General features: G+C 64.3%; 20 protein-coding genes and 1 pseudogene. 12 read left to right on the top strand and 9 right to left on the bottom strand.

Features of this window, described 5'->3' with window-relative positions; genetic code table 11:
* Positions 1–122: 122 nt before the first annotated feature.
* Positions 123–851, top strand: a complete 729-nt coding sequence (locus tag P6U28_RS20890) for a Crp/Fnr family transcriptional regulator (RefSeq protein ID WP_122402267.1) — start codon at positions 123–125, stop codon at positions 849–851.
* A gap of 10 nt (positions 852–861) precedes the next feature.
* Here the strand turns inward: P6U28_RS20890 and P6U28_RS20885 are convergent, their stop codons facing one another.
* A complete protein-coding gene (locus P6U28_RS20885; RefSeq protein WP_122406551.1) occupies positions 862–1638 on the bottom strand; it encodes a cyclase family protein in 777 nt (258 codons plus the stop codon).
* 294 nt (positions 1639–1932) lie between these two features.
* Here P6U28_RS20885 and P6U28_RS20880 point away from each other — a divergent pair, with 294 nt between their 5' ends.
* The 4 genes from P6U28_RS20880 (at position 1933) to P6U28_RS20865 (ending at position 5634) form a co-directional block, all read left to right on the top strand.
* Positions 1933–2904 (top strand): TRAP transporter substrate-binding protein, encoded by a 972-nt coding sequence (locus tag P6U28_RS20880; RefSeq protein WP_407119758.1) that lies wholly within the window; start codon positions 1933–1935, stop codon positions 2902–2904.
* 66 nt (positions 2905–2970) lie between these two features.
* Positions 2971–3522: a TRAP transporter small permease gene (locus P6U28_RS20875; protein ID WP_407119757.1), complete on the top strand. Its 552-nt coding sequence runs from the start codon at positions 2971–2973 to the stop codon at positions 3520–3522.
* Entirely contained in the window at positions 3513–4805 is a 1293-nt protein-coding gene (locus P6U28_RS20870) for a TRAP transporter large permease (RefSeq protein ID WP_122402270.1), read from the top strand. The genes P6U28_RS20875 and P6U28_RS20870 overlap by 10 nt, the downstream gene beginning before the upstream one ends.
* 22 nt (positions 4806–4827) lie before the next feature.
* Positions 4828–5634 carry an SDR family NAD(P)-dependent oxidoreductase gene (locus P6U28_RS20865; protein WP_407119756.1) on the top strand — a complete coding sequence of 269 codons (807 nt, stop codon included), beginning with the start codon at positions 4828–4830 and terminating at the stop codon, positions 5632–5634.
* 9 nt (positions 5635–5643) lie between these two features.
* On the opposite strand, the gene P6U28_RS20860 is transcribed toward P6U28_RS20865, so the two are convergent.
* The 4 genes from P6U28_RS20860 to P6U28_RS20845 are packed head-to-tail and all read right to left on the bottom strand — an operon-like array spanning position 5644 to position 9923.
* A complete protein-coding gene (locus P6U28_RS20860) occupies positions 5644–6342 on the bottom strand; it encodes a molybdate ABC transporter substrate-binding protein (RefSeq protein ID WP_407119755.1) in 699 nt (232 codons plus the stop codon).
* Positions 6339–8468 (bottom strand): molybdopterin cofactor-binding domain-containing protein, encoded by a 2130-nt coding sequence (locus P6U28_RS20855; RefSeq protein ID WP_407119754.1) that lies wholly within the window; start codon positions 8466–8468, stop codon positions 6339–6341. The genes P6U28_RS20860 and P6U28_RS20855 overlap by 4 nt, the downstream gene beginning before the upstream one ends.
* Positions 8465–8935, bottom strand: a complete 471-nt coding sequence (locus P6U28_RS20850) for a (2Fe-2S)-binding protein (protein WP_129144156.1) — start codon at positions 8933–8935, stop codon at positions 8465–8467. The genes P6U28_RS20855 and P6U28_RS20850 overlap by 4 nt, the downstream gene beginning before the upstream one ends.
* Positions 8936–8948: 13 nt before the next feature.
* The gene (locus P6U28_RS20845) at positions 8949–9923 is read right to left on the bottom strand and encodes a tripartite tricarboxylate transporter substrate binding protein (protein ID WP_164936985.1); all 975 of its coding nucleotides are present in this window, start codon (positions 9921–9923) and stop codon (positions 8949–8951) included.
* Positions 9924–10155: 232 nt separating this feature from the next.
* Between P6U28_RS20845 and P6U28_RS20840 the strand changes: the two genes are divergently transcribed.
* Together P6U28_RS20840 and P6U28_RS20835 are read left to right on the top strand one after the other, a co-directional pair.
* Positions 10156–12243 (top strand): molybdopterin oxidoreductase family protein, encoded by a 2088-nt coding sequence (locus tag P6U28_RS20840; RefSeq protein ID WP_407119753.1) that lies wholly within the window; start codon positions 10156–10158, stop codon positions 12241–12243.
* 130 nt (positions 12244–12373) lie between these two features.
* Complete coding sequence (locus P6U28_RS20835; RefSeq protein WP_407119752.1) at positions 12374–13156, top strand: enoyl-CoA hydratase/isomerase family protein; 783 nt, start codon at positions 12374–12376, stop codon at positions 13154–13156.
* A gap of 123 nt (positions 13157–13279) precedes the next feature.
* On the opposite strand, the pseudogene P6U28_RS20830 reads toward P6U28_RS20835, so the two are convergent.
* The 4 genes and pseudogenes from P6U28_RS20830 to P6U28_RS20815 form a co-directional block, all read right to left on the bottom strand.
* A pseudogene (locus tag P6U28_RS20830) lies at positions 13280–13435 on the bottom strand (helix-turn-helix domain-containing protein); the annotation flags it as partial.
* A 222-nt stretch (positions 13436–13657) separates the two neighbouring features.
* On the bottom strand, positions 13658–14086 hold the full coding sequence (locus P6U28_RS20825) for a GlcG/HbpS family heme-binding protein (protein WP_407119751.1): 429 nt from the start codon (positions 14084–14086) through the stop codon (positions 13658–13660).
* The gene (locus tag P6U28_RS20820; RefSeq protein WP_407119750.1) at positions 14079–17054 is read right to left on the bottom strand and encodes an FAD-binding and (Fe-S)-binding domain-containing protein; all 2976 of its coding nucleotides are present in this window, start codon (positions 17052–17054) and stop codon (positions 14079–14081) included. The genes P6U28_RS20825 and P6U28_RS20820 overlap by 8 nt, the downstream gene beginning before the upstream one ends.
* Before the next feature lie 104 nt (positions 17055–17158).
* Positions 17159–17896: a GntR family transcriptional regulator gene (locus P6U28_RS20815; protein ID WP_407123088.1), complete on the bottom strand. Its 738-nt coding sequence runs from the start codon at positions 17894–17896 to the stop codon at positions 17159–17161.
* 133 nt (positions 17897–18029) lie between these two features.
* Between P6U28_RS20815 and P6U28_RS20810 the strand changes: the two genes are divergently transcribed.
* From P6U28_RS20810 to P6U28_RS20790, 5 genes are all read left to right on the top strand, one after another.
* Positions 18030–19232 carry a pyridoxal-phosphate-dependent aminotransferase family protein gene (locus P6U28_RS20810; protein WP_407119749.1) on the top strand — a complete coding sequence of 401 codons (1203 nt, stop codon included), beginning with the start codon at positions 18030–18032 and terminating at the stop codon, positions 19230–19232.
* A gap of 137 nt (positions 19233–19369) precedes the next feature.
* Complete coding sequence (locus P6U28_RS20805) at positions 19370–20569, top strand: pyridoxal-phosphate-dependent aminotransferase family protein (protein WP_407119748.1); 1200 nt, start codon at positions 19370–19372, stop codon at positions 20567–20569.
* Between the two features lie 52 nt (positions 20570–20621).
* Positions 20622–21416 (top strand): enoyl-CoA hydratase/isomerase family protein, encoded by a 795-nt coding sequence (locus tag P6U28_RS20800; protein WP_407119747.1) that lies wholly within the window; start codon positions 20622–20624, stop codon positions 21414–21416.
* Between the two features lie 503 nt (positions 21417–21919).
* Positions 21920–22561 carry a hypothetical protein gene (locus P6U28_RS20795; RefSeq protein WP_129144149.1) on the top strand — a complete coding sequence of 214 codons (642 nt, stop codon included), beginning with the start codon at positions 21920–21922 and terminating at the stop codon, positions 22559–22561.
* Positions 22562–22720: 159 nt separating this feature from the next.
* The gene (locus P6U28_RS20790; RefSeq protein WP_122402285.1) at positions 22721–23872 is read left to right on the top strand and encodes a hypothetical protein; all 1152 of its coding nucleotides are present in this window, start codon (positions 22721–22723) and stop codon (positions 23870–23872) included.
* The last annotated feature ends 61 nt before the right edge of the window (positions 23873–23933 follow it).

Below are 23933 nucleotides of genomic sequence, written 5' to 3'. Positions count from 1 at the left end.
GACTTTACCACGGCCATTTCGTGGCATTTGCCTCAAATCGCGCGCGTGCTTTCCGGTTGAAAAGCCTGATAACGTTGACTACGCAGGAACCCAGTGCCTCGTAGTCTTAGGAGCAACGCGGCGTGCCTCAGGACAAGACCGGCGACCCGCGACAGTCGGCGGGCAACAAACTATCGGTCCTGCGCAAGCACCCGATCTTCGCGGATCTGGAGCCGGACGCGCTCGATCAGCTCTGCCGCTACGCCAAGCACACCACGGTCAAGCGCGGCGCAACGATCGCCGCCAAGGGCGATCCCGGCAACAGTCTGTTCGCGGTGATCGCCGGCACAGTCAAGATTTCCTCTTCGTCGCCCGATGGACGGAACGCCATCCTCAATCTGATCGGCCCGGGCGAAATTTTCGGCGAGATCGCAGTGCTCGACGGCGCTCCCAGGTCGGCGGATGCGACCGCCAACACCAATTGCGAGCTCTACGTCATCGATCGTCGGGACTTCCTGCCCTTCGTGAAGAGCCAGCCGGCGCTGGCGATGAAATTCATCGAGCTGCTGTGTGCGCGTCTGCGCTGGACCAGTCAGCAGGTCGAGCAGGTGATCCTCCAAAATCTGCCGGGCCGGCTCGCGAGTGCGTTGCTGGGCCTCACCGAAGAGCGCAAGCTCGATTCCGGCAGCGGCACGCTCGCCATCACGCAGCAGGAGATCAGCGAGATGGTCGGGATGACGCGCGAGAGCATCAACAAGCAATTGCGCGCCTGGGCCGGCCGTCACTGGGTCCGCCTCGAGCACGGCGCCATCGTCGTATTGGATACCGACGCACTGCGCGAGCTCGCCGAGAGCGGCCTCGACGGCGAGTGACGCTTCTGGCCTAGTTGTCGATGATGGCGACCGCGCGGGTCCAGCCTGCGGAGGCGCGCTCGATCTTCACCGGGAAGCACGAGATCGTGAATCCTGTCGAAGGCAGCAGGTCGAGATTGTGCAGCTTCTCGAGATGGCAATAGCCGATATGCCGTCCCGCCTTATGGCCCTCCCAGATCAGGCCGGCATCTTTTGTTTCGGCATACTTCTTGGCGGTGTAGACGAACGGCGCATCCCAGCTCCAGCCGTCGGTGCCGGTCAGCCGCACGCCGCGTTCGAGCAGGTACATGGTGGCTTCATAGCCCATGCCGCAGCCGGAATTGACGTAGTCGGCCTTGCCGAATTTTGCGCCGGCGCTGGTGTTGACGACGACGATCTCCAGCGGCGACAGCCGGTGTCCGATGCGCTTCAGCTCCTTCTCGACATCCTCGGCACTCGCCACGTAGCCGTCGGGCAGATGCCGAAAGTCGAGCTTCACGCCGGGCTGAAAGCACCATTCCAGCGGCACCTCGTCGATGGTCCACGACCGCTCGCCGCGGTTCATGGTCGGATGGAAGTGCCAGGGCGCATCGAGATGAGTGCCGTTGTGGGTGGAGAGCGAGACCTGCTCGACCGCCCAGCCCTGGCCGTCCGGAAGGTCTTCCGCCTTGAGGCCGTCGAAGAACTGCAGCATGCGCGGCAGGCCCTGCTGGTGATCGATATACTGAATCGTCGGGTGATTGCCGGGCGGATCGGCGGTCACGTCGTTTGTGAGCGGCACCGAGATATCGATCAGCTTCCGCGGCATGGGCATTCCCTCAAGTAGATCCGGAAGTTTCCGACATCTTGAGGGGCCATCTTGGTAGCGTCAATTCACGTGCGGGCGACGCCAACCAGGCCCGTGCTCTCCATGACTTGCCCCAGATCGATCGATGCAACTCTTGCATTGATCGATGCCGGATTTGGCTTGGACAGAGAATGCCGGCCGCCCTAGGGACGACTTGGTGCTTGACTTCACACCTGAAGTGGAGCGACCCAAGGCGGCCAGCAGCCGCCCCGACAACGATATAATCAATCCAATCAACCCAGGAGGAAAGCCCAGATGAAGACGCTAACCGGTATCATCACAGCCGTTGCACTGGCGGTTTCAGCGTCCCTGGCGACCGCACGCGATTTCCGCTCCGCCGACGTGCACCCTGCCGACTATCCGACCGTCGAGGCCGTCAAGTTCATGGGCAAGCAGCTCGCAGCCGCGAGCGGCGGCAAGCTCGGCGTGAAGGTGTTTCCCAATGGGGCCCTGGGCTCAGAGAAGGACACGATCGAGCAGCTCAAGATCGGCGCGCTCGACATGATGCGCATCAACTCATCGCCGCTCAACAACTTCGTGCCCGAAACCATCGCCCTCTGCCTGCCTTTCGTCTTCCGGGATACGCAGCACATGCGCACCGTCCTCGACGGTCCGATCGGCGATGAGATCCTGGCCGCGATGGAGCCTGCGGGCCTGGTCGGCCTTGCCTATTACGACAGCGGCGCGCGCTCGGTCTACACCGTCAAGGCACCGGTCAAGTCGCTCGCCGACCTCAAAGGCCTGAAGATCCGCGTGCAGCAGTCCGACCTGTGGGTCGGCATGATCCAGAGCCTCGGGGCCAATCCGACTCCGATGCCGTATGGCGAGGTCTATACCGCGCTCAAGACCGGCCTCGTGGACGCTGCCGAGAACAACTGGCCGTCCTACGAATCCTCGCGTCACTTCGAGGCCGCTAAGTTCTACAACGTCACCGAGCACTCGCTCGCGCCCGAAGTCCTGGTCATGTCGAAGAAGGTCTGGGACACACTGGGCAAGGACGATCAGGCCATGATCCGCAAGGCAGCCAAGGAATCGGTCCCCGTCATGCGCAAGCTCTGGGACGAGCGTGAGCAGGCCTCCCGCAAGACCGTCGAGGCAGCCGGCGTTCAGGTCGTGACCATCGCCAACAAGCAGGAGTTCGTCGATGCGATGAAGCCTGTGTATCAGAAGTTCGCCGGCGACGAGAAGCTGCAGAGCCTCGTCAAGCGCATCCAGGACACGAAGTAGAAGCACGGCGGATCGGGTCCGGCGTCGCTGCAAGGTGACACCGGACCCTCGCGAGAGAGGCGCGGGATGACAGACCCACACGTCGCAGATCACGAGCAGGAGGCGGTCACGGGACGGCCGTCCTCCGGCCTGCTCTCGCGGATCAATGCACCCATCGCGCGCGTGGGCATGTATCTGTCGGTGGCCGGACTGGTCGTCATCGTCACCATCGTCTTCTACCAGGTGTTCGGACGCTACGTGCTCAATTCCAGCCCGACCTGGACCGAGAATCTTGCCCTGGTCCTCATTCTGTATGTCACGCTGATCGGCGCCGCCGTCGGCGTGCGCGATGCCGGACACATCGGCATGGACAGTCTGCTGGTCATGCTTCCGCATCATGTGCGAGAGAAGATCGAGATCGTGATCCACGTCCTGGTGGCCGTGTTCGGGATTGCGATGGCCTATAACGGCTGGATCCTCGGGGCATCGGTCGGCACCGTGAAGATCCCCAATCTCGGCCTGCCCGAGGTGATCCGCTACGTGCCGCTGATCGCCTCCGGCATCCTGATCGTTTCGTTTTCAATTGAGCACATCATTGCGCTCCTGCGCGGCGAAGAGGTCGTCCCCTCATGGAACTGATCATCCTCGGCGCCACCTTCTTCGGCTTTCTCGTCCTCGGCGTCCCCGTCGCCTTCGCGATCGGCCTGTCGGCGATCTGCACCATCCTCTACGAAGGCCTGCCGGTCGCCGTCATCTTCCAGCAGATGATGTCGGGGATGAACATCTTCTCGTTCCTCGCCATTCCGTTCTTCGTCTTCAGCGGCGAGCTGATGCTGCATGGCGGCGTCGCCGACAAGATCGTGAAGCTCGCCAAGAACCTCGTCGGGCACATCCGCGGTGGCCTCGGCATGTCGAACGTGGTTGCCTGCACGCTGTTCGGCGGCGTCTCGGGCTCGCCCGTAGCCGACGTGTCGGCAATGGGTGCGGTGATGATCCCGATGATGAAGAAGGAAGGGTTCGACACCGACTACGCCGTCAACGTCACCACCCACGCCTCGCTGGTCGGAGCCTTGATGCCGACCAGCCACAACATGATCATCTATGCGCTGGCCGCCGGCGGCAAGGTCTCGATCGGCGCCCTGATCGCCGCGGGCCTTTTGCCGGCGCTGGTGCTGATGGTGTGCATGCTGGTCGCCGCCTATGCGGTCGCGGTGAAGCGCGGCTATCCCGCCGGCAAGTTCCCGGGCTGGGCCGAGGTTTTCCGTTCGTTCGCGGCCGCGCTGCCGGGCCTGCTGATCGTCGGCATCATCCTCGCCGGCATCCTGTCCGGCGTCTTCACGGCCACCGAATCCGCCGCCGTTGCGGTCACCTACACGATCCTGCTGACCTTCTTGATCTACCGCACCATGACTTTGCAGAACTTCCTGCGGGCCGCGGCCAAGGCGGTGAAGACGACGGGTGTGGTGCTGCTCCTGATCGGCGTCTCCACCATGTTCCAGTACCTGATGGGGCTCTATGAGGTGGCCGACTTCGCCGGCGATTTGATGAGCAAGGTGTCGACGCAACCCTGGATGATCTTCCTGCTCATCAACATCATCCTGTTCGTGCTCGGCACGTTCATGGACATGGCGGCGACCATCCTGATCTGCACCCCGATCTTCCTGCCGATCGCGATGAAGGCGGGCATGGATCCGGTGCAGTTCGGCATGCTGATGCTGATCAACTGCGCCCTCGGGCTCAACACTCCGCCGGTCGGAACGACGCAATTCGTGGGCTGCGCCATTGGCGGCATCTCGGTGGGGGCGGTGATGCGGACCATCCTGCCGTTCTATGCAGCGCTGATCGCAGCGCTGATGTTCGTGACCTACGTTCCTGCATTCTCGCTGTGGCTGCCGCGTCTTTTGATGGGCTACAAGGGTTAGCAGCACCAGGGAGAAGCTATCAGTGACGGACTATCGCAAGCTCTTCGATCTCACCGGCAAGACCGCGGTCGTGCTTGGCGCGGCTTCCGGCATCGGCAAGTCATCGGCCGAGGCGCTTGCGGATCTCGGCGCCCGCGTCGTCTGCGCCGATCGCGCGTTTGATGCGGCGGAGGCAACTGCCGCCGGCATTCGCGACAGGGGCGGCTGGGCGGAGGCAGCTAGTTGCGACGCCGCAAGCGCTGCTGATGTCAATGCGCTAGCCAAAACCGTCATGCAGAAGTTTCCGCGGCTCGACATTGCCGTGACGACGCCGGGGCTCAACATCCGCAAGACCATCCTCGACTACACCGAGGAGGATCTCGATCGCGTCCTCAATCTCAACGTCAAGGGCACGGTGTGGTTCTTCCAGGCTTTCGGCCGCATCATGGTGGAGCAGAACGGCGGCAGCATCATCGCCTGCTCCTCGGTGCGCGCGGTCACCATCGAGCCCGGCCTCGGCGTCTACGGCTCGACCAAGGCAGCGATAGGCCTCTTGGTGAAGGGCTTTGCCTCCGAGGTCGGCCATGCCGGCGTGCGCGTCAACGCGATCGCGCCCAGCATCGCCGAGACCGCGCTGACCGGCCCATTCAAGCAGCGGCCCGACATTTACAATCTCTACGCCGGCCACACCGTGTTCAATCGCTGGAGCAGCGCCGACGAAGTCGCGACTGCCGTGGCCTATCTGGCCTCGGACGCCGCGAGCTATGTCAGCGGCAGCACGCTGTTCGTTGACGGCGGCTGGACCGCGGTCGACGGTCCGCCGACCGGGCTCACCCAGCTGCACAAATAGGCCGGCCGTTTAGTCGGCAAATCCCACGCGCCGGCGCAGTTCCCTCCGGTCTGCGCCGGTCAATAATGCCACCAGCGCAGCGGCCTCCTTTGGATGTGCGGCCCGCGCGGTGACGCCGGCCGTGTACATCGTCACGAGTTCGCAGCCCGGCGGCAGTGATCCCGACAATGCGATGCCGTCGGTGGCAATAATCTCGGTGGCCTGAGTACAGCCGATCGGCCTTTGCGCAGTGGAGGCCGCAAGCTCGCGCATCGCCGTCGCGCCGTTCGGAAATATCTTCAGGCGCGAAGCAACCTCATAGGCGATGCCGAGCTGATCCATCAGCTTTGCGATGTGCTGTCCCGCCGTGGACGCCTTCGTGTCCGGGACGTAGATGGCGTCGGCGGAACGCAGCATCTCGCGCAAATCGGCTTCGGTCTTCACCTCCACCCGGGGATCGCGGCTGCGGACCGCGAGTGCGGTCTCGACCCGGCCGACATTCGCGATCGAGGAGGGAATGACGAGCGTCTCCTCGGCCAGTTTTGCGAGGAGCGCCTGCGTCAGGATCACGAGATCGGCCGCCGTACCGGCGCGCAGCTTGTCGGCCATGATGCCGACTGCGCCGAACTCGCCGTCGATACTGAGGCCGGTCTGCGCCTTGAAGGTCTCAGTGAGGCCGCGCACCAGGCCTTGCGCGGCACCCCCGCTCAAAATATTCACGGTGGTCACGATGCAAGCTCCGCAGCTGCAATGATCCGGTCGCGCGTAATCGGCAGGTCGCGCACGCGTACGCCGAGGCAATCGTAGACCGCATTGGCGATCGCTGCCGTCACCGGGCCGTGCGCGGCTTCACCGGCGCCGACCGGCTCGATCTCGGGCCGTTGGATGATCTCGACATCCACCGCCGGCACCTCGCTGAACCTCAGGATCGGATAGTCGGTCCAGGAGGCCGAGGTGATGCGCGTCCGGTCGAAGCGGACGCGCTCCTTCAGCACCCAGCTCGTGGCCTGGATGGCGCCGCCCTCGATCTGATTGATGACGCCATCGGGATTGATGGCCTCGCCGACATCGACCGCAAGCGTCAGCCGCTTCACGCGGATGTCCTCCGCGCCTTCAATCTCCGCAATCGCGGCGCAATAGGCCCCCGTGTTCTTGTAGCGGGCAAAGCCGACGCCGTAGCCGATGCCGGATCGCTTCTGCGGCTTCCACTGCGCGCGTCGCGCTGCGACGCGGATCACGTCCTTCGCCCGTTCGTCGCGCAGGTGGCGCAAGCGGAATGCGATCGGGTCCTCGCCCCGCAGGGCCGCGATCTCGTCGATCAGGGACTCGATGGCGAATACATTGCCTTGCGCGCCGAGGGTCCGCAGCGCGGAGGTGCGCACGGGCATCGTCAGCAGCCGGTGGCTCGTGATCGTCCAGGCTGGAAAATCATCATAGAGAGGTACGGAGTTGCGATCACCGCCGCCGCCATTCGCAGCCGGTGGATTGGAAGAGATCATGCGCGGATAAGGGTTCTCGATCTCGCTAGCCGCGAGCAACGCCGGTTGCGCCGCGCGTCCGGGCCGCGCCGCATGGCCGTTGCTCCAGATCGCATGGCGCCAGCCGACGATCTCATTGTCCGCATCGAGGTCAGCCTCGATCTCGATGGCCATCGCCGCACCAAACGGCGCATGGCTCATCTCGTCATGGCGCGACCACTGTACCCGCACCGGACGGCTGCTGGCCGCTTTCGCCAGCAGCACGGCATCGAGCGCGACGTCGTCGGCCGCGTTGTGACCGTAGCAGCCGGCGCCCTCCATGTGCTCGACGATGATGCTTTCTGCGGGCAGCTTGAGCACGATCGCGAGATCAGCGCGCAGCAGATAGATGCCCTGGCTGTGCGTCCAGACGTGGACCCGATCACCCTCCCATCGCGCCATGGCGCAGGAGGGCGCGATCGAGGCATGCGCGATGTAGGGGCGGGTGTATTGCCGGCGCAAGGTCCGCATGGCTTGCTTCGGAGAGGTCGCCATCCTGGCGTCGATGACGGTGGTCTGGACCGGCTGGCTTTTCAGGAAGCCCGCGAGATCGTCTTCATCGGGCAGCGGTTCGCCGGTCGACCATGTCGCGCCCTTGCGCAAGATCTTCAGAGCGGCTTCCGCCGCGGCCTCGCTGTCGGCAACCACGCCTGCAAAGCTGCCGTCGCGGACGACCGTGACGAGGCCGGGGACCGCACCCGTCGCGACTTTGTCGAGAGCAATCAATTTGGCGCGCGAGACATCCGGCCGCAGCACGCGCCCGTGGAGCAGGCCAGGCAGCGGGCAATCGTGGATGAATCGTGGTCGTGCGAACACCTTGTCGGGAATGTCGACCCGCGGGACCGAATGTCCGGCGAGGGCGCGCCCCGCAGCGCTCTTCGCTGGCGCGCCCGCGGTGGCGTCGCGGTCGAGCGAGACCTCGCCAGCGAGCTCCCAGTAGCTGGTCCTGACATTGCCGGGACCCGAGATCGTGCCGTCATCGATATCGAGCAACGCTGCATCGACACCGAGACGTTCCGATGCGGCCGCGAGGAAACGTTGCCGCACCTCGGCGCAGGCATGGCGCAGCGCACGGCCGGATTGCTGGATTGACAGGCTGCCCGAGGTGACACCTTCGTTCGGGCTCATCGCCGTCGAGGCGCGGATCATGTCAATGCGGCCGAGATCGACGTCGAGCTCGTCCGCCGCGATCTGGGCCAGCGCCGTGACAATGCCCTGGCCGATCTCGACCTTGCCGGGCGAGATTGCCACGCGGCCGCCATCGGTGAACTGCACCCAAGATGACAGCCTGGGATTGGCCACGAGACTGACCGGCAGTTTCGGGGCAGGGGAGGTCATGGCTCGGCCATCTCAGAGGCTGCGCGCAGCACGGCACGGACCATGCGATTATGCGATCCGCAGCGGCACAGATTGCGGTCGAGCGCCTCTCTCACCTCGGCCTCCGTCGGCGACGGATTCCGTTTCAGCAGCGCGGCTGCGCTGATCAGGATTCCCGAGACGCAATAGCCGCATTGCATCGCCTGCTCGGCGATGAAGGCGCGTTGCAGCGGATGCGGCTGCTGCATTGTGCCGAGGCCTTCCACCGTGACGACGTCCTTGTTCTCGACCGACCACATCGGCATGTCGCAGGAGGTCATCGCGCGGTCGTCGACCATAACATGACAAGCGCCGCACTCACCGGCTCCGCAGCCGAAATGCGGACCGGTGACGCCGAGCCGGCTGCGCAGCACGTCGAGCAGCGTCTGGTCCGGATCGACGTCCACGGCGATCGCTGCGCCATTGAGGCGGAATTGAAGAGAGGGCATGAGCAGTGCGGCCTCAGGACCTGTCGAACTTCTTGACTACATCGGCCCATTTTTCAATGTCGCCGCGCAGGAATTTGTCGAATTCCTGCGGCGTCATCGACATGGGCATGGCGCCCTGTTCGGTCCAGAGCTTGACGATGTCGGGCCGCTTCACCATTGCGTTCACCGCCGCATTGAGCTTGTCGATGACGGCCTTGGGTGTGCCCGCGGGCGCCATCAGGCCGAGCCAGATCGTGGCCTCGTAACCAGGCACCCCGGCTTCGATCGCGGTCGGCACGTTCGGCAGCACCGCGGAACGCTGCTTGCCCGTGGTGGCGAGCGCGCGGACCTGGTTTTCGGCGACATTCGGGGCCATTGCCGGCACCGCGTCGATCATCATCTGCACCTGTCCGCCGATCACGCCGCTGCGCGCCTCGCCGCTGTTGCGATAGGGCACGTGGACGATATGGATGCCCGCCATCGCTTTGAACAGCTCGCCGGCCATGTGATAGGGCGTGCCCTGGCCGGAAGAGGCGTAGTTCAGCTTGCCCGGCTGCGCCTTGGCGAGCGCGATGAACTCTGGCAACGTCTTCGCCGGGACCTGCGGGTTCACCACGATGACGAGATCGGAATAGTTCACCGGCGCGATCGGCGCGAGGTCGCGCATCAGCTCGTATTTGCGCTTGTCCGGCGTCAGCAGCGATTCATTCGCGGTCTGCGTGTTGGACATCATCAGCAACGTGTAGCCGTCGGCCGGCGATTTCGCAGCTTCCACCGTGCCGATGACGCCACCTGCCCCGGTGCGGTTCTCGATCACGAAGGGCTGGCCAAAGCTCTCCTGGAGCACGTTGCCGATCAGCCGGGCCGCGACGTCCGCCGGCCCGCCGGCGCCAAAGGGCACCACGATCCGGACTGCGCGGTTGGGATAATCCTGCCCGGAGGAGGGGGATGCGGAGAATGCTGCGAGCAGGCCGGCCGCCAGCGCCAGCATGAAGCTTCGGGCTGTCATGCCCACCTCCCTGATATCGTTCTTGTTGGCCGGTACTGTAGCGGCAGGGAATGCGGACTGTCGACGCCTCACGGCAGTGATTGGGCCGGGAATACCGGGCGGATGTCGGTGTGGCGGTCCGCATTTCGCGGCCGCAGCAGGAACCTGCAGCATGCGCGGTTTGAGCAAATCGCATGGGCCTTGCCGGATAAATGCGCTCGGCCGGCTGGTAATTTGGTGTTACGAACTGGACATGAACCAGCACGCCAAGATCGAGATCCGCCATTCGACCTGTCCGCACGACTGCCCCTCGGCCTGTGCCCTCGATGTCGAGGTGGTCGAGGGCCGCAGCATCGGCCGCGTCCGAGGTTCGAAAAAACAGACCTATACGGCCGGCGTCGTCTGCGCCAAGGTCGCCCGCTATGCCGAGCGCATCCATCACCCCGAGCGGCTGACATTCCCGATGCGCCGCATTGGGCCGAAAGGCTCCGGTCAGTTCGCGCGCATCTCGTGGGACGAGGCGCTCGACGAGATCGCGCAGCGCTTCAATCAGGCCGAGCGCGAGTTCGGGGCGGAATCGGTCTGGCCCTACTACTACGCCGGCACGATGGGCCTCGTGATGCGCGACGGGCTCAACCGTCTGACGCACGTCAAGAAGTATTCGCGCTTCTATCAGACGATCTGCTCCAACGTCGCGCGCATCGGCTTTGCGATCGGCACCGGCAAGATCGCCGGCGTCGACCCCCGCGAGATGGCGCTGTCCGACCTCGTCGTGATCTGGGGCACCAACCCCGTCAACACCCAGGTCAACGTGATGACGCACGCCTCCCGTGCCCGCAAGGAGCGCGGCGCCAAGATCGCGGCGGTCGACATCTACGACAACGAGACCATGAAGCAGGCCGACATCAAGATCATCCTGCGCCCTGGCACCGACGGCGCCTTCGCCTGCGGCGTGATGCATGTCCTGTTCCGCGAGGGCTATGCCGACCGCGCCTACATGGATAAATACACGGACTGCCCTGCCGAGCTCGAGGCGCATCTGAAGACGCGCACGCCGGAATGGGCGTCCGCCATCTGCGGCGTGCCCGTCGCGGAGATCGAGGCCTTTGCCAAGGCGGTCGGCGAGACCAAGCGGACCTTCCTCCGCCTCGGCTACGGCTTCACCCGCTCGCGCAACGGCGCGACGCAGATGCATGCGGCGCTCTGCATTCCCGCGGTGACGGGCGCCTGGCAATATGAAGGCGGCGGCGCCTTCTTCAACAATTACGCGCTGTGGCATTTCAACGAATCCATCATCGAAGGCCACGACGCCATCGACAAGTCGACGCGCGCGCTCGACCAGTCGCAGATCGGCCGCATCCTTACCGGCGATGCCGAAGCTCTGCAGGGCAAGGGCCCGGTCAAGGCGCTGCTGATCCAGAACACCAACCCGATGACGGTGGCGCCGGAGCAGTCGCTGGTGCGGCAGGGCTTTGCGCGCGAGGATCTGTTCGTCGCGGTGCACGAGCAGTTCATGACCGAGACCGCCGAGATGGCCGACATCGTACTGCCGGCGACCATGTTCATGGAGCATGACGATCTCTATTACGGCGGCGGTCACCAGCACATCTCGGTCGGGCCGAAGCTGATCGATCCGCCCGGCGAATGCCGCTCCAACCACGAGCTGCTGCAGGCGCTGGCGCCGCGGCTCGGCGCCAAGCATCCGGGCTTCGAGATGACGCCGCGTGAACTGATCGACGCGACGCTGAAGCTGAGCAATCACGGCGACATCGCCGGCCTCGAAGCCGACATCTGGCGCGACCTGCAGCCGGACTTCCGCACCTCGCATTATCTCGACGGCTTCGCCCACGCCGACGGGAAATTCCACTTCAGGGCGGATTGGGCGCACCCGCCGTTCGGCCGGACGATGGGCGATTTCGACAAGATGCCCTCGCTGCCGGACCATTGGGCCGTGATCGAGCATACCGACCAGGACCACCCGTTCCGCCTCGCGACCAGCCCCTCGCGCAGCTTCCTCAACACGACTTTCAACGAGACGCCGTCGTCGCAGGCGCGCGAGGGCAGGGCCAGCGTGATGATCCATCCCCTGGATGCAGCCACGCTCGGCATCGCCGATGGCGATGCGGTGACGCTCGGCAACAGCCGCGGCGAGACCACACTGGTCGCAACCGTGTTCGAGGGCGTGCGGCGCGGCGTGCTGATTGCCGAATCCGTTCACCCGAACAAGGGCCATATCGGCGGCCGCGGCATCAACATGCTGACGGGCGCGGACACGATCGCTCCGATCGGCGGGGCCGCGTTCCACGACAACAAGGTCTGGATCAGGAAAGCGGTCGCCTGAGTGCGCATGGGGATCGCCGCGCAATTTGTGTCGAGGCGCTAAAGCGGCGCGGCCCCGCAGTTTGCGCTTGCACCTCTCGCCCGAGCTGCCGCAAATGGCGGTAAAACGGAGCCAATGAAGCGAGCGTGCCATGACCGACACCACTGCCGTCATCATCGAAAAGCGCGGGCAGGCGCTCTGGATCACCATCAACCGGCCGGAGAAACGCAACGCGCTGAACGGCGATGTCATCGCCGGCATCACACGCGGCTATCGCGACGCGCATGAGGACAAGGACGTCCGCGTCATTGTGCTGACGGGCGCGGGAGACAAGGCGTTCTGCGCGGGCGCGGATCTGCAGAACTCCGGCGCGGCGTTCGCGATGGATCATTCCAAGCCGAATGTCGACTATGCCGACCTGCTGCGCCTGTCCCAGAACGCGACCAAGCCGGCGATCGCGCGCCTCAGTGGCGTCTGCATGGCCGGCGGCATGGGCCTGCTCTGCATGACCGACATGGCGGTTGCCGCCGATCACGTCATCTTCGGTCTGCCCGAGGTGAAGGTCGGCGTGTTTCCGATGCAGGTGCTGAGCCTGTTGCAGAGGAGCGCGCCGCCTCGTCTCGTCAACGAATGGGCGCTGACCGGCGAGCCGTTCGATGCGAAGGCCGCGCAAGCTGCGGGCCTGCTCAACTACGTCGTGCCCGCCGCCGAGCTCGACGCCAAGGTCGACTGGCTGATCAGCCGCATCGTCGACAAATCCCCGACCGCGATCCGCCGCGGCAAATACGCCATGCGCGCCATCGCCGCGATGTCGTTCGATGAGAGCATCGCCTACACCGAAAGCCAGATCGCGCTGCTGGCAATGACCGAGGATGCGAAGGAGGGGCTGAAGGCGTTCAGCGAGAAGCGCAAGCCGGTCTGGACGGGGAGGTGAGGATGGGGCGCGAAGGAACGACGCACGCACGTACACCGTGACTGTCATGCCCGCGACCCGGCTGCGCCAAGGCTTCGCCGGGGTGAAGGTCCAGGGGCGCCGAAGCTTTAGCGAAGGCGGCAGACGGTGATCCGCTTGCCATCGTGCAAGCCATTTGTAGCCCGTGTCGGGATGGATATTGAACCGCCGGCAGAGCTCCCGCCGGTTCGCTCCCTCCTGCATCGCAAGCCGCACGAACTCCCGCCGCTGAACCATCACCGACACCTCTCGCCAGGGCATGGACTTGGCCTCCCTTTACTGCCAAATCCCTGCACTATGATGTGTCGGCTATGTCCCCGAACACCCGTCGGTCATGTCCCCGGGCTGAACATCAGACCGGGCGATGACAACGAAAGTGTAGTGAGAGCGTGCCACCAGCTCGTCATGGCGAGCGGAGCGAAGCAAATCCAGAGACCTTTCCGCTGCGGGCAGCGAACGACCTTGTAGCCTGGATGCAGACCGCTACCCCGCGTTCGCCTTCAACCCCGCCGCCTGGATGCCCGCCACCGCGCAGGCCTCGTCATTGTCGGAGGTGTCGCCGGAGACGCCGACCGCGCCAATCAGCGTCGTGCCGTCCATGATGAGCACGCCGCCGGGAACAGGCACCAGTGCGCCCTTCGCAATCGTGTTCACGGCGTCGATGAAATAGGCCTGCTCCTGCGCGCGCTGGAATAGCGCCCGCGAGCCCATGCCCATGGCGAGCGCGCCATAGGCCTTGCCGTGGGCGATCTCGGCGCGCATCAGGCTGGTGCCGTCCTGCGCGGCGGCGAGCTTGAGCACGCCGCGCGCGTCGAGAATGGTGACGACCAGCGGCTTGAGCTTCAGCTCGGCGGATTTTGCGAAAGCGGCGTCGAGGATCTTGCGGGCGGTGTCGAGCGTGAGGTCAGCCATGGCTGGTTTCCTTTGCAGCTGGAGAAGTGGAATCGGTTTCGGCGCGATCGAGGCTCATCGCCAGCACGCGCGCGACGTGAAGGGCCTCGCGCTGCGTGCCGTCGCGGATCTGATGGCGGCAGGAGGTGCCGTCGGCGACGACCAGCGTATTCTGATCCGCACGTCGGACGGCCGGCAGCAGCGACAGCTCGGCCATCTCGATCGAGGCATCGTAGGTGTCTGCGCCGTAGCCGAAGGCGCCGGCCATGCCGCAACAGCTCGATTCGATGGTCTCGACCTCAAGGCCGGGGACGAGCCGCAGCACCTGCTCGACCGGCTTGAACGCGCCGAAGGATTTCTGGTGGCAATGGCCGTGCACCACGGCCTTGTCCGCGACGGTCCCGAGCGGCAATTGCAGCCGTCCGGCCTCGGCCTCGCGCACCAGGAACTCCTCGAAGGTCAGCGCGTGGGCGCCGACGGCCTTGGCGTCGTTGTCCTTGCGCAGCGATGCGAGCTCGTCGCGCAGCGTCAGGAGGCAGCTCGGCTCCAGGCCCACGATCGGCACGCCGCGCGCGGCGAAGGGCGCGAAGACCGACACCAGCCGGTCGAGCTCGGCTTTGGCTTCGTCGACGAGACCTGCCGAGAGGAACGTGCGACCGCAGCACAAAGGGCGGTTGCCGTTTGCAGGCTTCGGCATGTGAATGCGATAGCCGCCAGCCGTGAGCACGCGCAGCGCGGCGTCCAGGTTCTCGCGCTCATAGATGCGATTAAAGGTGTCGGCGAACAGCACGACCTCGCGGCCGCTTTCCGGCCCGACGCTTTCGGCCGGCGGCACGAACACGTCGCTACGGAACGCGGGTAGCGCCCGGCGCGCGCTGATGTCGGCAAAGCGCTCAAACAGCTTTCGCAGCAGCGGGCTGCGGTTGCGCAAATTCGCCAGCGGCGCGAAGCGCGAAGCAAGGCTGGCATAGCGCGGGAGGTAGCCGACCAGGCGGTCGCGCAGCGTCAGGCCGTGGCTGGCGGCCCGCGCCGCGAGCACCTCGATCTTCATCTTGGCGATGTCGACGCCGGTGGGGCATTCGTGGCGACAGGCCTTGCAGGAGACGCACAGTTTTAAAGTCTCCATCATCTCGTCGGACGCGAGCGCATCGGGGCCAAGCTGGCCGGAGATCGCGAGACGCAGCGTGTTTGCACGTCCTCGCGTGACGTCCTTTTCGTTGCGCGTCGCGCGGTAGGAGGGACACATCACGCCGCCCTCCAGCTTGCGGCAGGCGCCGTTGTTGTTGCACATCTCGACCGCGCCCTGGAAGCCGCCGCCGGCGCCGGGATAGGCCGACCAGTCGAGCTTCGTCTTCAGCTCGCCGACGCGATAGTCGGGCTTGAAGCGGAACAGCGAGCGGTCGTCCATCTTGGGCGCATCGACGATCTTGCCGGGGTTGAGGACGCCCTTGGGATCGAAGCGCCGCTTCACCTCCCTGAAGTCGGCAACGAGACGCTCGCCGAACATGGTCTCGTGGAATTCGGAGCGCACCAAGCCGTCGCCATGCTCGCCCGAATGCGAGCCTTTGTACTCGCGCACCAGCGCGAAGGCCTCTTCGGCGATGGCCCGCATCGCCTTGACGTCCTTCTCCAGCTTCAAATTCAGCACCGGACGCACATGCAGGCAGCCCTCGGAGGCGTGTGCATACATCGTGCCGCTGGTGCCGTGCCTGGCAAACACTTCGTTCAGCCGTGCGGTATAATCGGCGAGATGCGGCAGCGGCACGGCGCAGTCCTCGACGAAGGAGACCGGCTTGCCCTCCTGCTTCATCGACATCATGACGTTGAGGCCGGCGGCGCGGAAATCGGCAATGCCGCTCTGCAGCGCCGGCTCGGTGATCTCGACCACGCCGCCCCATTTGCGCGTGTCCTTGTTCCAGCCGAAGCCGAGATCGCCCATCATTTCGGTGAGCTGCTTGAGGCGCAAGAGATTGTCCGCCTGGTCCTCTTCCGCGAACTCGACCACCAATACCGCGTCCGGATCGCCCTTGATCGCCGCGGAGATGATCGGACGAAACATCGCGATGTCGCGGCCGAGTGCGATCATGGTGCGGTCGACCAGCTCGACCGCGATCGGCTTGAGCTTGACGAGGTGCTGGGCCGCATCCATCGCCTCGTAAAAACTGCCGAAGTGACAGACGCCGAGCGCCTTGTTGCGGATCACGGGCCACAGCTTCAGCTCGACCTTGGTGGTGAAGGCGAGGGTACCTTCCGAGCCGACCAAGAGATGCGCCATGTTGTTCGGCGCATTGCGGGGCACCAGCGCATCGAGATTGTACCCGCCGACCCGGCGCTGCACTTTCGGGAAGCGCGCCGCGATCTCTTCGGCCTCGCGTGTGCCGAGATCGAGCATGTCGCGGAATAGGGCGCGGGTGCTGTCGGGCGCATCAACGTCGGAGAGATCGCGCGACACCTCGCCGAAGCGGCTCAGCGTGCCATCAGCGAGCGATGCCTCCATCGAGAGGGTGTTGTCGCGCATGGTGCCGTAGCGCAAGCTGCGGCCGCCGCAGGAATTGTTGCCGGCCATGCCGCCGATGGTGGCGCGCGAGGCCGTGGAAACGTCCACGGGAAACCACAGGCCGTGCGTTTTGAGCTGACGGTTGAGGTCGTCGAGCACGATGCCGGGCTCGACGACGCAGGTTCGGCCCTCGACATCGAGCGACAGGATCCGGTTCAGGTGCTTGGAGAGATCGACGACCAAACCGTCATTGACCGTCTGGCCGCATTGCGAGGTGCCGCCGCCGCGCGGGGTCACCTTCACCCCCTCGTCGCGGGCAATCGCCAGCGACAGCAAGGCCTCGTCCATGGTCCGGGGCACCACCACGCCGGCCGGCATGATCTGGTAGAACGAGGCGTCGGTGGCGTAGCGGCCGCGGCTGAAGCGGTCGAACAGGACGTCGCCGGTCATTTCCGCGCGCAGGCGTCGTTCGAGCGAGGAGGCGTTGGTCATCCCTGATCCCGAGGTGATCCACAGGGGCGTTCCGCCCAGCGGATTATTCACTCTTGCGTTTGCCGGTTACATTATGAATTCAAAATGAGCAAGCTGATCGGGTCTTAGGGCGATGCCTGTGCGCCCTCTTGGGGCTCGGTCAGGTGCTCGATCGCCGCCATCCGCTTGTTGCGCAGGTGCTGGAACAAGATGTCGCTGAGCTCGCTGCCGGCGCGGCGGCGCAGTGCATCGAGGATGGCCTCGTGCTCGCGCATCGCCTCCGCCCAACGCTGCCGCTTCCGGGCGAAATTGGCGGAGTAGCGGACGCGGCGAATGCGGCCGGCAAAATTGGCGTAGGCGGTCTTCAGCGTCTCGTTACGGGCGGCCGCGACGATGCTTTCGTGAATGCGCTGGTTGGCCTGGAAATAGCCGTGCATGTCGCGGTGCAGGTAGTGGCCGTACATTTCGTAATGCAGCTGCTCGATCGCGGTGATCTCGGCATCGGTGATGGTCTCGCAGGCGAGGCGCCCGGCCAGGCTTTCCAGTCCCGCCATGACATCGAACAGCTCCTCCAGGTCGCGCCGGCTGAGTTGGCGCACCCGCGCGCCGCGGTTGGGTAGCAGCTCGATCAGCCCCTCGGCGGCGAGTACCTTCAAGGCCTCGCGCAAGGGCGTGCGGGAGATGCCGAGCATCTCGCAGAGCTGCCGCTCGGGAACGCGCCCGCCCGCGGGGATGTTGCCCTCGACCACATAGTCGCGCAGCCGCAGCAGGATCTCGCCGTGAAGCGACGCCTCCTGGCGGTCGCGGCCATTCGCGTCGGGCGGGGTGATCGGAACTCCGGTGTCGGGAATCGTGGATTTCATTTGCAGCACAGTAGTTTGCCCGTTTGGTCGCGTCGACGTCCACAATCGAATACCAAATTTCGATTGAAGAGACAAAAAATGAATGCAAAATGATGGAAGAAGCCGGTCCATTACCGCCGACGAGGAGGTCTTCATGCATCAGGGACGCCATTTCCTGCAGATTCCCGGCCCGAGCCCGGTCCCCGAGCGCATCCTGCGCGCCATGGACATGCCTGTCATTGATCATCGCAGCGCGGAGTTCGGCGAGCTTGGCCGCACCGTGCTCGAAGGCAGCCAGAAGATCTTCCAGACCAAGGGACCCGTGGTGATCTTCCCCTCGTCGGGGACCGGCGCCTGGGAGGCCGCCATCGTCAACACCCTGTCGCCGGGCGACAAAGTGCTGATGGTCGAGACCGGCCATTTCGCCACGATGTGGCGGCAGATGGCCGGCCGTTTCGGCATCGAGGTCGATTTCATCCCGGGCGACTGGCGCCGCGGCGCCGATCCGGCGGTGATCGAGGCGAAGCTCGCTGGGGATACCGCGCACGCGATCAAGGCCGTCATGGTCGTGCACAACGAAACCTCGACCGGCGCGACCAGCCGCATCGCCGAGATCCGCGCCGCAATCGACCGCACGGGCCATCCCGCACTGCTGATGGTCGACACCATCTCCTCGCTCGGCTCGGTCGACTATCGCCACGACGAGTGGAAGGTCGACGTCAGCGTCAGCTGCTCGCAGAAGGGTTTTATGCTGCCGCCCGGCCTCGGCTTCAACGCGATCTCGGAGAAGGCGCTGGCCGCGTCCAAGACCAACAGGATGCCGCGCTCCTATTTCGACTGGGAGGAGATGCTCAAGCCGAACGCAAAAGGCTTCTTCCCCTATACGCCGGCGACCAATCTGCTCTACGGCCTGCGCGAGGCGATCGCGATGCTGCTCGAGGAGGGGCTCGACAACGTATTCGCCAGGCATCAGCGGCTTGCCGCCGCGACGCGCGCCGCCGTCCATCATTGGGGGCTCGAAGTGCTCTGCCAGGAGCCCTCGGAATTCTCGCCGGTGCTGACCGCGGTGCTGATGCCGCCCGGCCATGATGCCGACCAGTTCCGGAAAGTGGTGCTCGACAATTACAACATGTCGCTCGGCTCTGGGCTTTCGAAGGTCGCCGGAAAAGTCTTCCGCATCGGGCATCTCGGCGAATGCAACGCGCTGACGTTGCTCGGCGCGCTCACCGGCGTCGAGATGGGTCTGTCGGTCGCCGGCGTGCCACATCGCTCCGGCGGTGTCGATGCCGCGATGAAGCTCTTGGAGCAGCGTCCCCAAGGCAACGCCTCGCCGCATCTGAAGATCGCCGGCACGTAAGGGTGGTCGCGGTGGGAGCGGATGGCAGACGGGCCGGCCCACGATCCACGGACGTCCTCTTTTGGAGGAGGGGACAAGCCGGTCAAATGGTGCTATTCGGCGCCCACCAAACCAAGGCTAGACCGGGAAGGACGCCGATGACCGTGCATACTGGAAGGCATTTCTTACAGATTCCAGGACCGACCAACGTGCCCGATCGGGTGCTGCGGGCGATGGACATGCCGACGCTGGACCATCGCGGTCCGGAGTTCGCCGAGCTCGGTTTTGCCGTCCTCGCTGCGATGCAGCGGGTGTTCCGCACCAAGCAGCCCGTGATCATCTTCCCCTCGTCCGGCACCGGTGCGTGGGAAGCGGCGATGGTCAATGTGTTCGCGCCCGGCGACAAGGTCTTGATGTGCGAGACCGGCCAGTTCGCCGTGCTCTGGCGCGGCATCGCCGACAAGTTCAAGCTCGACGTCGACTTCATCCCGAGCGACTGGCGCCATGGCGCCGACCTCGCCGAGATCGAGAAGCGCCTTGCCGCGGACAAGCAGCACGCCATCAAGGCGGTCTGCGTCGTCCACAACGAGACCTCGACCGGCTGCGTGACGCCGCCGCTGGAGGTGCGCAAGATACTCGACCGCACAAAACATCCGGCGCTGCTGATGGTCGACACCATCTCCGGCCTCGGCTCGATGGAATATGAGCACGATGCCTGGGGCATCGACGTCTCGGTCGCGGGCTCCCAGAAGGGCCTGATGCTGCCGCCGGGGCTTGGCTTCAACGCCATCTCGGAAAAGGCGCTCGCCGTTGCCAAGGCCAATCCGGGCATGCGCTCCTATTGGGACTGGCAGGAGGTCATCAGCTTCAACAAGCTCGGCACCTTCCCCTACACGCCCGCGACCAATCTGCTCTACGGCCTGCGCGAAGCCGTGAAGATGCTCGAGGAGGAGGGGCTGGAGAATGTCTGGGCCCGACACAAGCGCCACAGTGCAGCGACTCGCGCCGCCGTCAAGGTCTGGGGCCTGGAGACGCAATGCGCCGATCCGGCCGCGCATTCGCCGGCGCTGACCGGCGTGCGCGTGCCCGAGGGTCACGACGCCGACGCCTTCCGCAAGGTGGTGCTGGAAAATTTCGACATGTCGCTCGGCACCGGCCTGAACAAGGTCAAGGGCAAGGTGTTCCGCATCGGCCATATCGGCCATTTCAACGATCTGATGCTGATGGGCACCCTCGCTGGTGTCGAGATGGGTCTCGATCTTGCAAAGATCCCGCATCGGAGCGGCGGCGTGCTGGCGGCCATGGACGTCCTGAAGGGACGCGACGTGGTGCCGATCACCAAGGCCCAAGTCGCTTAGGGATCCGGGCGCTTAAGGGCGAACGAACTGAAGTAACGAAAGTGAGCGCGCGATGAACGCACCGACTGCCAACGAAGACCTGCTCTACTCCGTCCAGGACGGCATCGCGCGGATCACCTTCAACCGCCCGCAAGCGCGCAACGCCATGACTTTCGCCATGTATGACCGCATGGCGGAGATCTGCCAGGAGATCAACGCCGACCGTTCGATCAAGGCACTGATCCTGACCGGCGCCGGCGACAAGGCGTTCGCCTCCGGCACCGACATCTTGCAATTTCGCGCCTTCAAGACCGCGCAGGACGCGCTCGACTACGAGGCCCGCATCGACCGCGTGCTCGGCACGCTGGAGCAGTGCCGCGTGCCGGTGATCGCGGCCATCGCCGGGGCCTGCACCGGCGGCGGTGCCGGCATCGCGGCCTGCTGCGATCTCCGCATCGGCACCGAGACGACGCGGATGGGCTTTCCGATCGCGCGCACGCTCGGCAACTGCCTGTCGATGTCCAACATCAGCCGCGTCGTCGCGCTGGTCGGGCCTGCCCGCACCAAGGATCTGATCTTCAAGGCGCGCCTCGTCGAGGCGCAGGAGGCGCTGGCCCTCGGCCTGCTCAACGAGGTCGTGCCCGACGTCGAGACGCTGCAGCGCCGTGCCGACGAGACCGCAAAGCTCGTCGCCAGCCATGCGCCGCTGACGCTGGAAGCAACCAAGGAGGCGGTGCGTCGCATCCGCCGCACGCTGTCGCGCGAAGAGGGCGAGGACCTGATCCTGAAAGCCTATATGAGCGAGGATTTCCGCGAGGGCATGGACGCTTTCCTCAACAAGCGCGCCCCGAACTGGAAGGGCAGGTAGCGAACTCCCGCTCAAAAGCATCCCGATCGAGAAAGCGAAACAGTTTCGTTTTTTGCCCCGGCATCCAATTCGCGCGACGAGAGCGAAATTTTCGATGCGTCGGTATTTTCGGGCACGGCAGGCAGCCTGTGCTCTATGGAGCCACGCGAAGCACGTGTGTGCACTCGGTCCTCGTGCCAAACAAGTTGCCATTGGTCTGTTGGGCGCACGACACATCTCTAATCCTGATAGATGCATCAGTGGATAGAGATTAACGGACCAATCTCGTTAAAAGCTCTCGTCATGATGATTGGCTTGGTGCCGACGAGTAGCTGATAGCAAAGCACTAAAGTAGTGCTTTTGGTCTTTATATGTTTCCGAAAGCGAAACAATTTCGCTTTTTAAGATTTTTTATTTGAGTTGATCAAATTGCCTTGACGGAATTCCGAAGGGATCTAATCTACTCGCGGGGTAGGGCGGCAGTCCTACGGGGGGTCCACTGGGTTTCAGCCTGAGAGGACCGCATGAGGGACGTCGATACTTACGACTACACGAAGATCCCGGCCGAGCATCGCGAGGAAGTTCGGCGTCTGACGATGCAAATTCGAGCGTCTATCCGATCCTCGATCGACTGTGGCATCGATGCCGGCAAAGCACTCATCGAGGTGAAATCCAAGCTGCAGAAGGGTGAGTTTCTCACCTACTGCAAAGAAGCTTACACCGAAAGCCTTCGCACGCTGCAGAACTACATGAACGTGGCGAGGCTGTCTGACTGCTACGGGCCCGAGGCCGTTTCGAAAGTACCCTCCAGTATTGCTTATAAGCTCGGCGCCAAGGGCGTTGCCCCCGAGTTGGTCGAGGCTATCTTGGCAGAGATCGCCGCGGGAGATATCCCGACCTTCGCAATCGTCGTGGAGCGCATCAACGAGACGAAGGGTAGCTCTAGCCGTAGCCGCCGCGCCGGCGTTTCTCCGGAAGAGCTGGATCGGCTCGCGGTCATGCTGGTCACCGCTCTGTCTTCCGCTCAGCTCGCGTCGTTCGTCGGTTTTCTGGCGGGGGCCAACTCTTCGGCGATCGGCGAACTCGGAAAGAAATGTGGATTGCTCGGCGGCGCGACCGAGGCGCCGATCGTTCCGCGCCAGGTTTCCGGGACTATTTTCGGATAGCCCTGCTCCCGCGCGAGCCTCGGACCCGCATACGCGAGACCCGACCTCCATGTAGTCGGACGCGATCTGTCGCCAACGGCTCGAACTGCATCACGACCATCCTACACCAAGCACTTTTCTGGACGCTCGGCGTCCGACAATAAGGAGGCTAGTCCAGCAATGAACGTAAACGTCCGGAAACTGTTGGAGCGTACGCGGGCATGTTGCGATCGCATTCCCAAGCGCGAAGTCAGCCCGAATACGCTCGATGCCTATCTCGGGGAGTTCGAGCGCATGCTGGCAACGGGCAATCTCGATCCGTTGAGGCCGCGCAGTAGCCGCCACACCTATTATTTTTCCCGTGCTGCATTTCATACTGCGGCAAGGATTACTTTAATCAACCTCTTCTGGGGCTGCTACGACGCCGCGGAGCGGGGCGATGCAGATCTCGCTCTGGAATATGCGCGTCGGCTTCATCGGGTGTTGATCCCGGTGGAGAAATCGTTGGCGCTCGACCCCCCTTGCGAGCCCGGCGTTCTGCCCTTCGAGAACGGGCCTTCCCGCTGGAAGCCGATTGAGGCTGAACAGACGGAAGAATGCGAAGAATCTGAGGGTGACCAGGGCGGAAAGAAGGAAGAATCTGAGGGTGCCCAGGGCGGAAAGAAGAACGTCTTGGCAGTCCTGCACAAGAGAGGGGGCGACTGGACGAGAGAGCTGTGGGATGGCGTTTCCAAGGGCTGGCCATATCAAGCGGCGCTTGCGGTTTGCCTGATCGCTGCGATCAGACCCGAAGAATTGACTGAAGGGCTGCGCAACGACGTGCATCGGCTGGGCGTTCGCCTTTCCATGAAAGAAAATGAGCTCTCGATCGAATATACACCGGCCAAGAGCCACCGTGGCCGATATGGCACCGGCCGCACCACCATCACCGTGGACTGGACCATTATCGGAGGGCCAGCGCAGTGCCTTGCCGATTTGTGCGCAGGCGGGTGCCAGGTCGTGACGATCGCCTCAACCGACGCCTTCCGCAAAGCGCTTGTCAGGCTTGGCGAGCGTGTTTTTCGCGATGTCGCGGTGTCCATCACGCCCTACGTCGTAAGGAACCAAGTTGTCGCCGACCTGAAGGCAACTTACGGGGCGGGCAGGGAGGTCGCTATTGCCGCGGGGCACGGTACCGACAAGACCCAGTCTCACTACGGCCACCAGCAGCATGGCCGGAAACTGGTCGGCTACGTGAGGATCGAAGCCGCCCGAGAGCCCCGCACCGGCAGCATCGACCGCGCGAGGCAGCTCCCCCATCGTCGCCGCCCGAAACCCAAGCCGGATCGCTGACGGTCTTAAGCTCCCGATCTTTGGACGAGACCAACCCGGTGATGCGCAGTTTCCGGGCAGT

Source organism: Bradyrhizobium sp. STM 3561 (assembly GCF_045571455.1).
Taxonomy (GTDB): Bacteria; Pseudomonadota; Alphaproteobacteria; order Rhizobiales; family Xanthobacteraceae; genus Bradyrhizobium; species Bradyrhizobium vignae.
Note: the sequence above shows the minus strand (reverse complement) of the source record. Positions and strands in the feature narration are given on the sequence as shown.

Bases quoted from the DNA above. Each gene is read 5' to 3' on its own strand.
- P6U28_RS20800 (WP_407119747.1), top strand. From the start codon at position 20,622: ATGAACGCACCGACTGCCAACGAAGACCTGCTCTACTCCGTCCAGGAC.
- P6U28_RS20840 (WP_407119753.1), top strand. From the start codon at position 10,156: ATGAACCAGCACGCCAAGATCGAGATCCGCCATTCGACCTGTCCGCAC.
- P6U28_RS20875 (WP_407119757.1), top strand. From the start codon at position 2,971: ATGACAGACCCACACGTCGCAGATCACGAGCAGGAGGCGGTCACGGGA.
- P6U28_RS20790 (WP_122402285.1), top strand. From the start codon at position 22,721: ATGAACGTAAACGTCCGGAAACTGTTGGAGCGTACGCGGGCATGTTGC.
- P6U28_RS20835 (WP_407119752.1), top strand. From the start codon at position 12,374: ATGACCGACACCACTGCCGTCATCATCGAAAAGCGCGGGCAGGCGCTC.
- P6U28_RS20855 (WP_407119754.1), bottom strand. From the start codon at position 8,468: ATGACCTCCCCTGCCCCGAAACTGCCGGTCAGTCTCGTGGCCAATCCC.
- P6U28_RS20825 (WP_407119751.1), bottom strand. From the start codon at position 14,086: ATGGCTGACCTCACGCTCGACACCGCCCGCAAGATCCTCGACGCCGCT.
- P6U28_RS20795 (WP_129144149.1), top strand. From the start codon at position 21,920: ATGAGGGACGTCGATACTTACGACTACACGAAGATCCCGGCCGAGCAT.
- P6U28_RS20815 (WP_407123088.1), bottom strand. From the start codon at position 17,896: ATGAAATCCACGATTCCCGACACCGGAGTTCCGATCACCCCGCCCGAC.
- P6U28_RS20820 (WP_407119750.1), bottom strand. From the start codon at position 17,054: ATGACCAACGCCTCCTCGCTCGAACGACGCCTGCGCGCGGAAATGACC.
- P6U28_RS20850 (WP_129144156.1), bottom strand. From the start codon at position 8,935: ATGCCCTCTCTTCAATTCCGCCTCAATGGCGCAGCGATCGCCGTGGAC.
- P6U28_RS20845 (WP_164936985.1), bottom strand. From the start codon at position 9,923: ATGACAGCCCGAAGCTTCATGCTGGCGCTGGCGGCCGGCCTGCTCGCA.
- P6U28_RS20880 (WP_407119758.1), top strand. From the start codon at position 1,933: ATGAAGACGCTAACCGGTATCATCACAGCCGTTGCACTGGCGGTTTCA.
- P6U28_RS20870 (WP_122402270.1), top strand. From the start codon at position 3,513: ATGGAACTGATCATCCTCGGCGCCACCTTCTTCGGCTTTCTCGTCCTC.
- P6U28_RS20810 (WP_407119749.1), top strand. From the start codon at position 18,030: ATGCATCAGGGACGCCATTTCCTGCAGATTCCCGGCCCGAGCCCGGTC.
- P6U28_RS20805 (WP_407119748.1), top strand. From the start codon at position 19,370: ATGACCGTGCATACTGGAAGGCATTTCTTACAGATTCCAGGACCGACC.
- P6U28_RS20885 (WP_122406551.1), bottom strand. From the start codon at position 1,638: ATGCCGCGGAAGCTGATCGATATCTCGGTGCCGCTCACAAACGACGTG.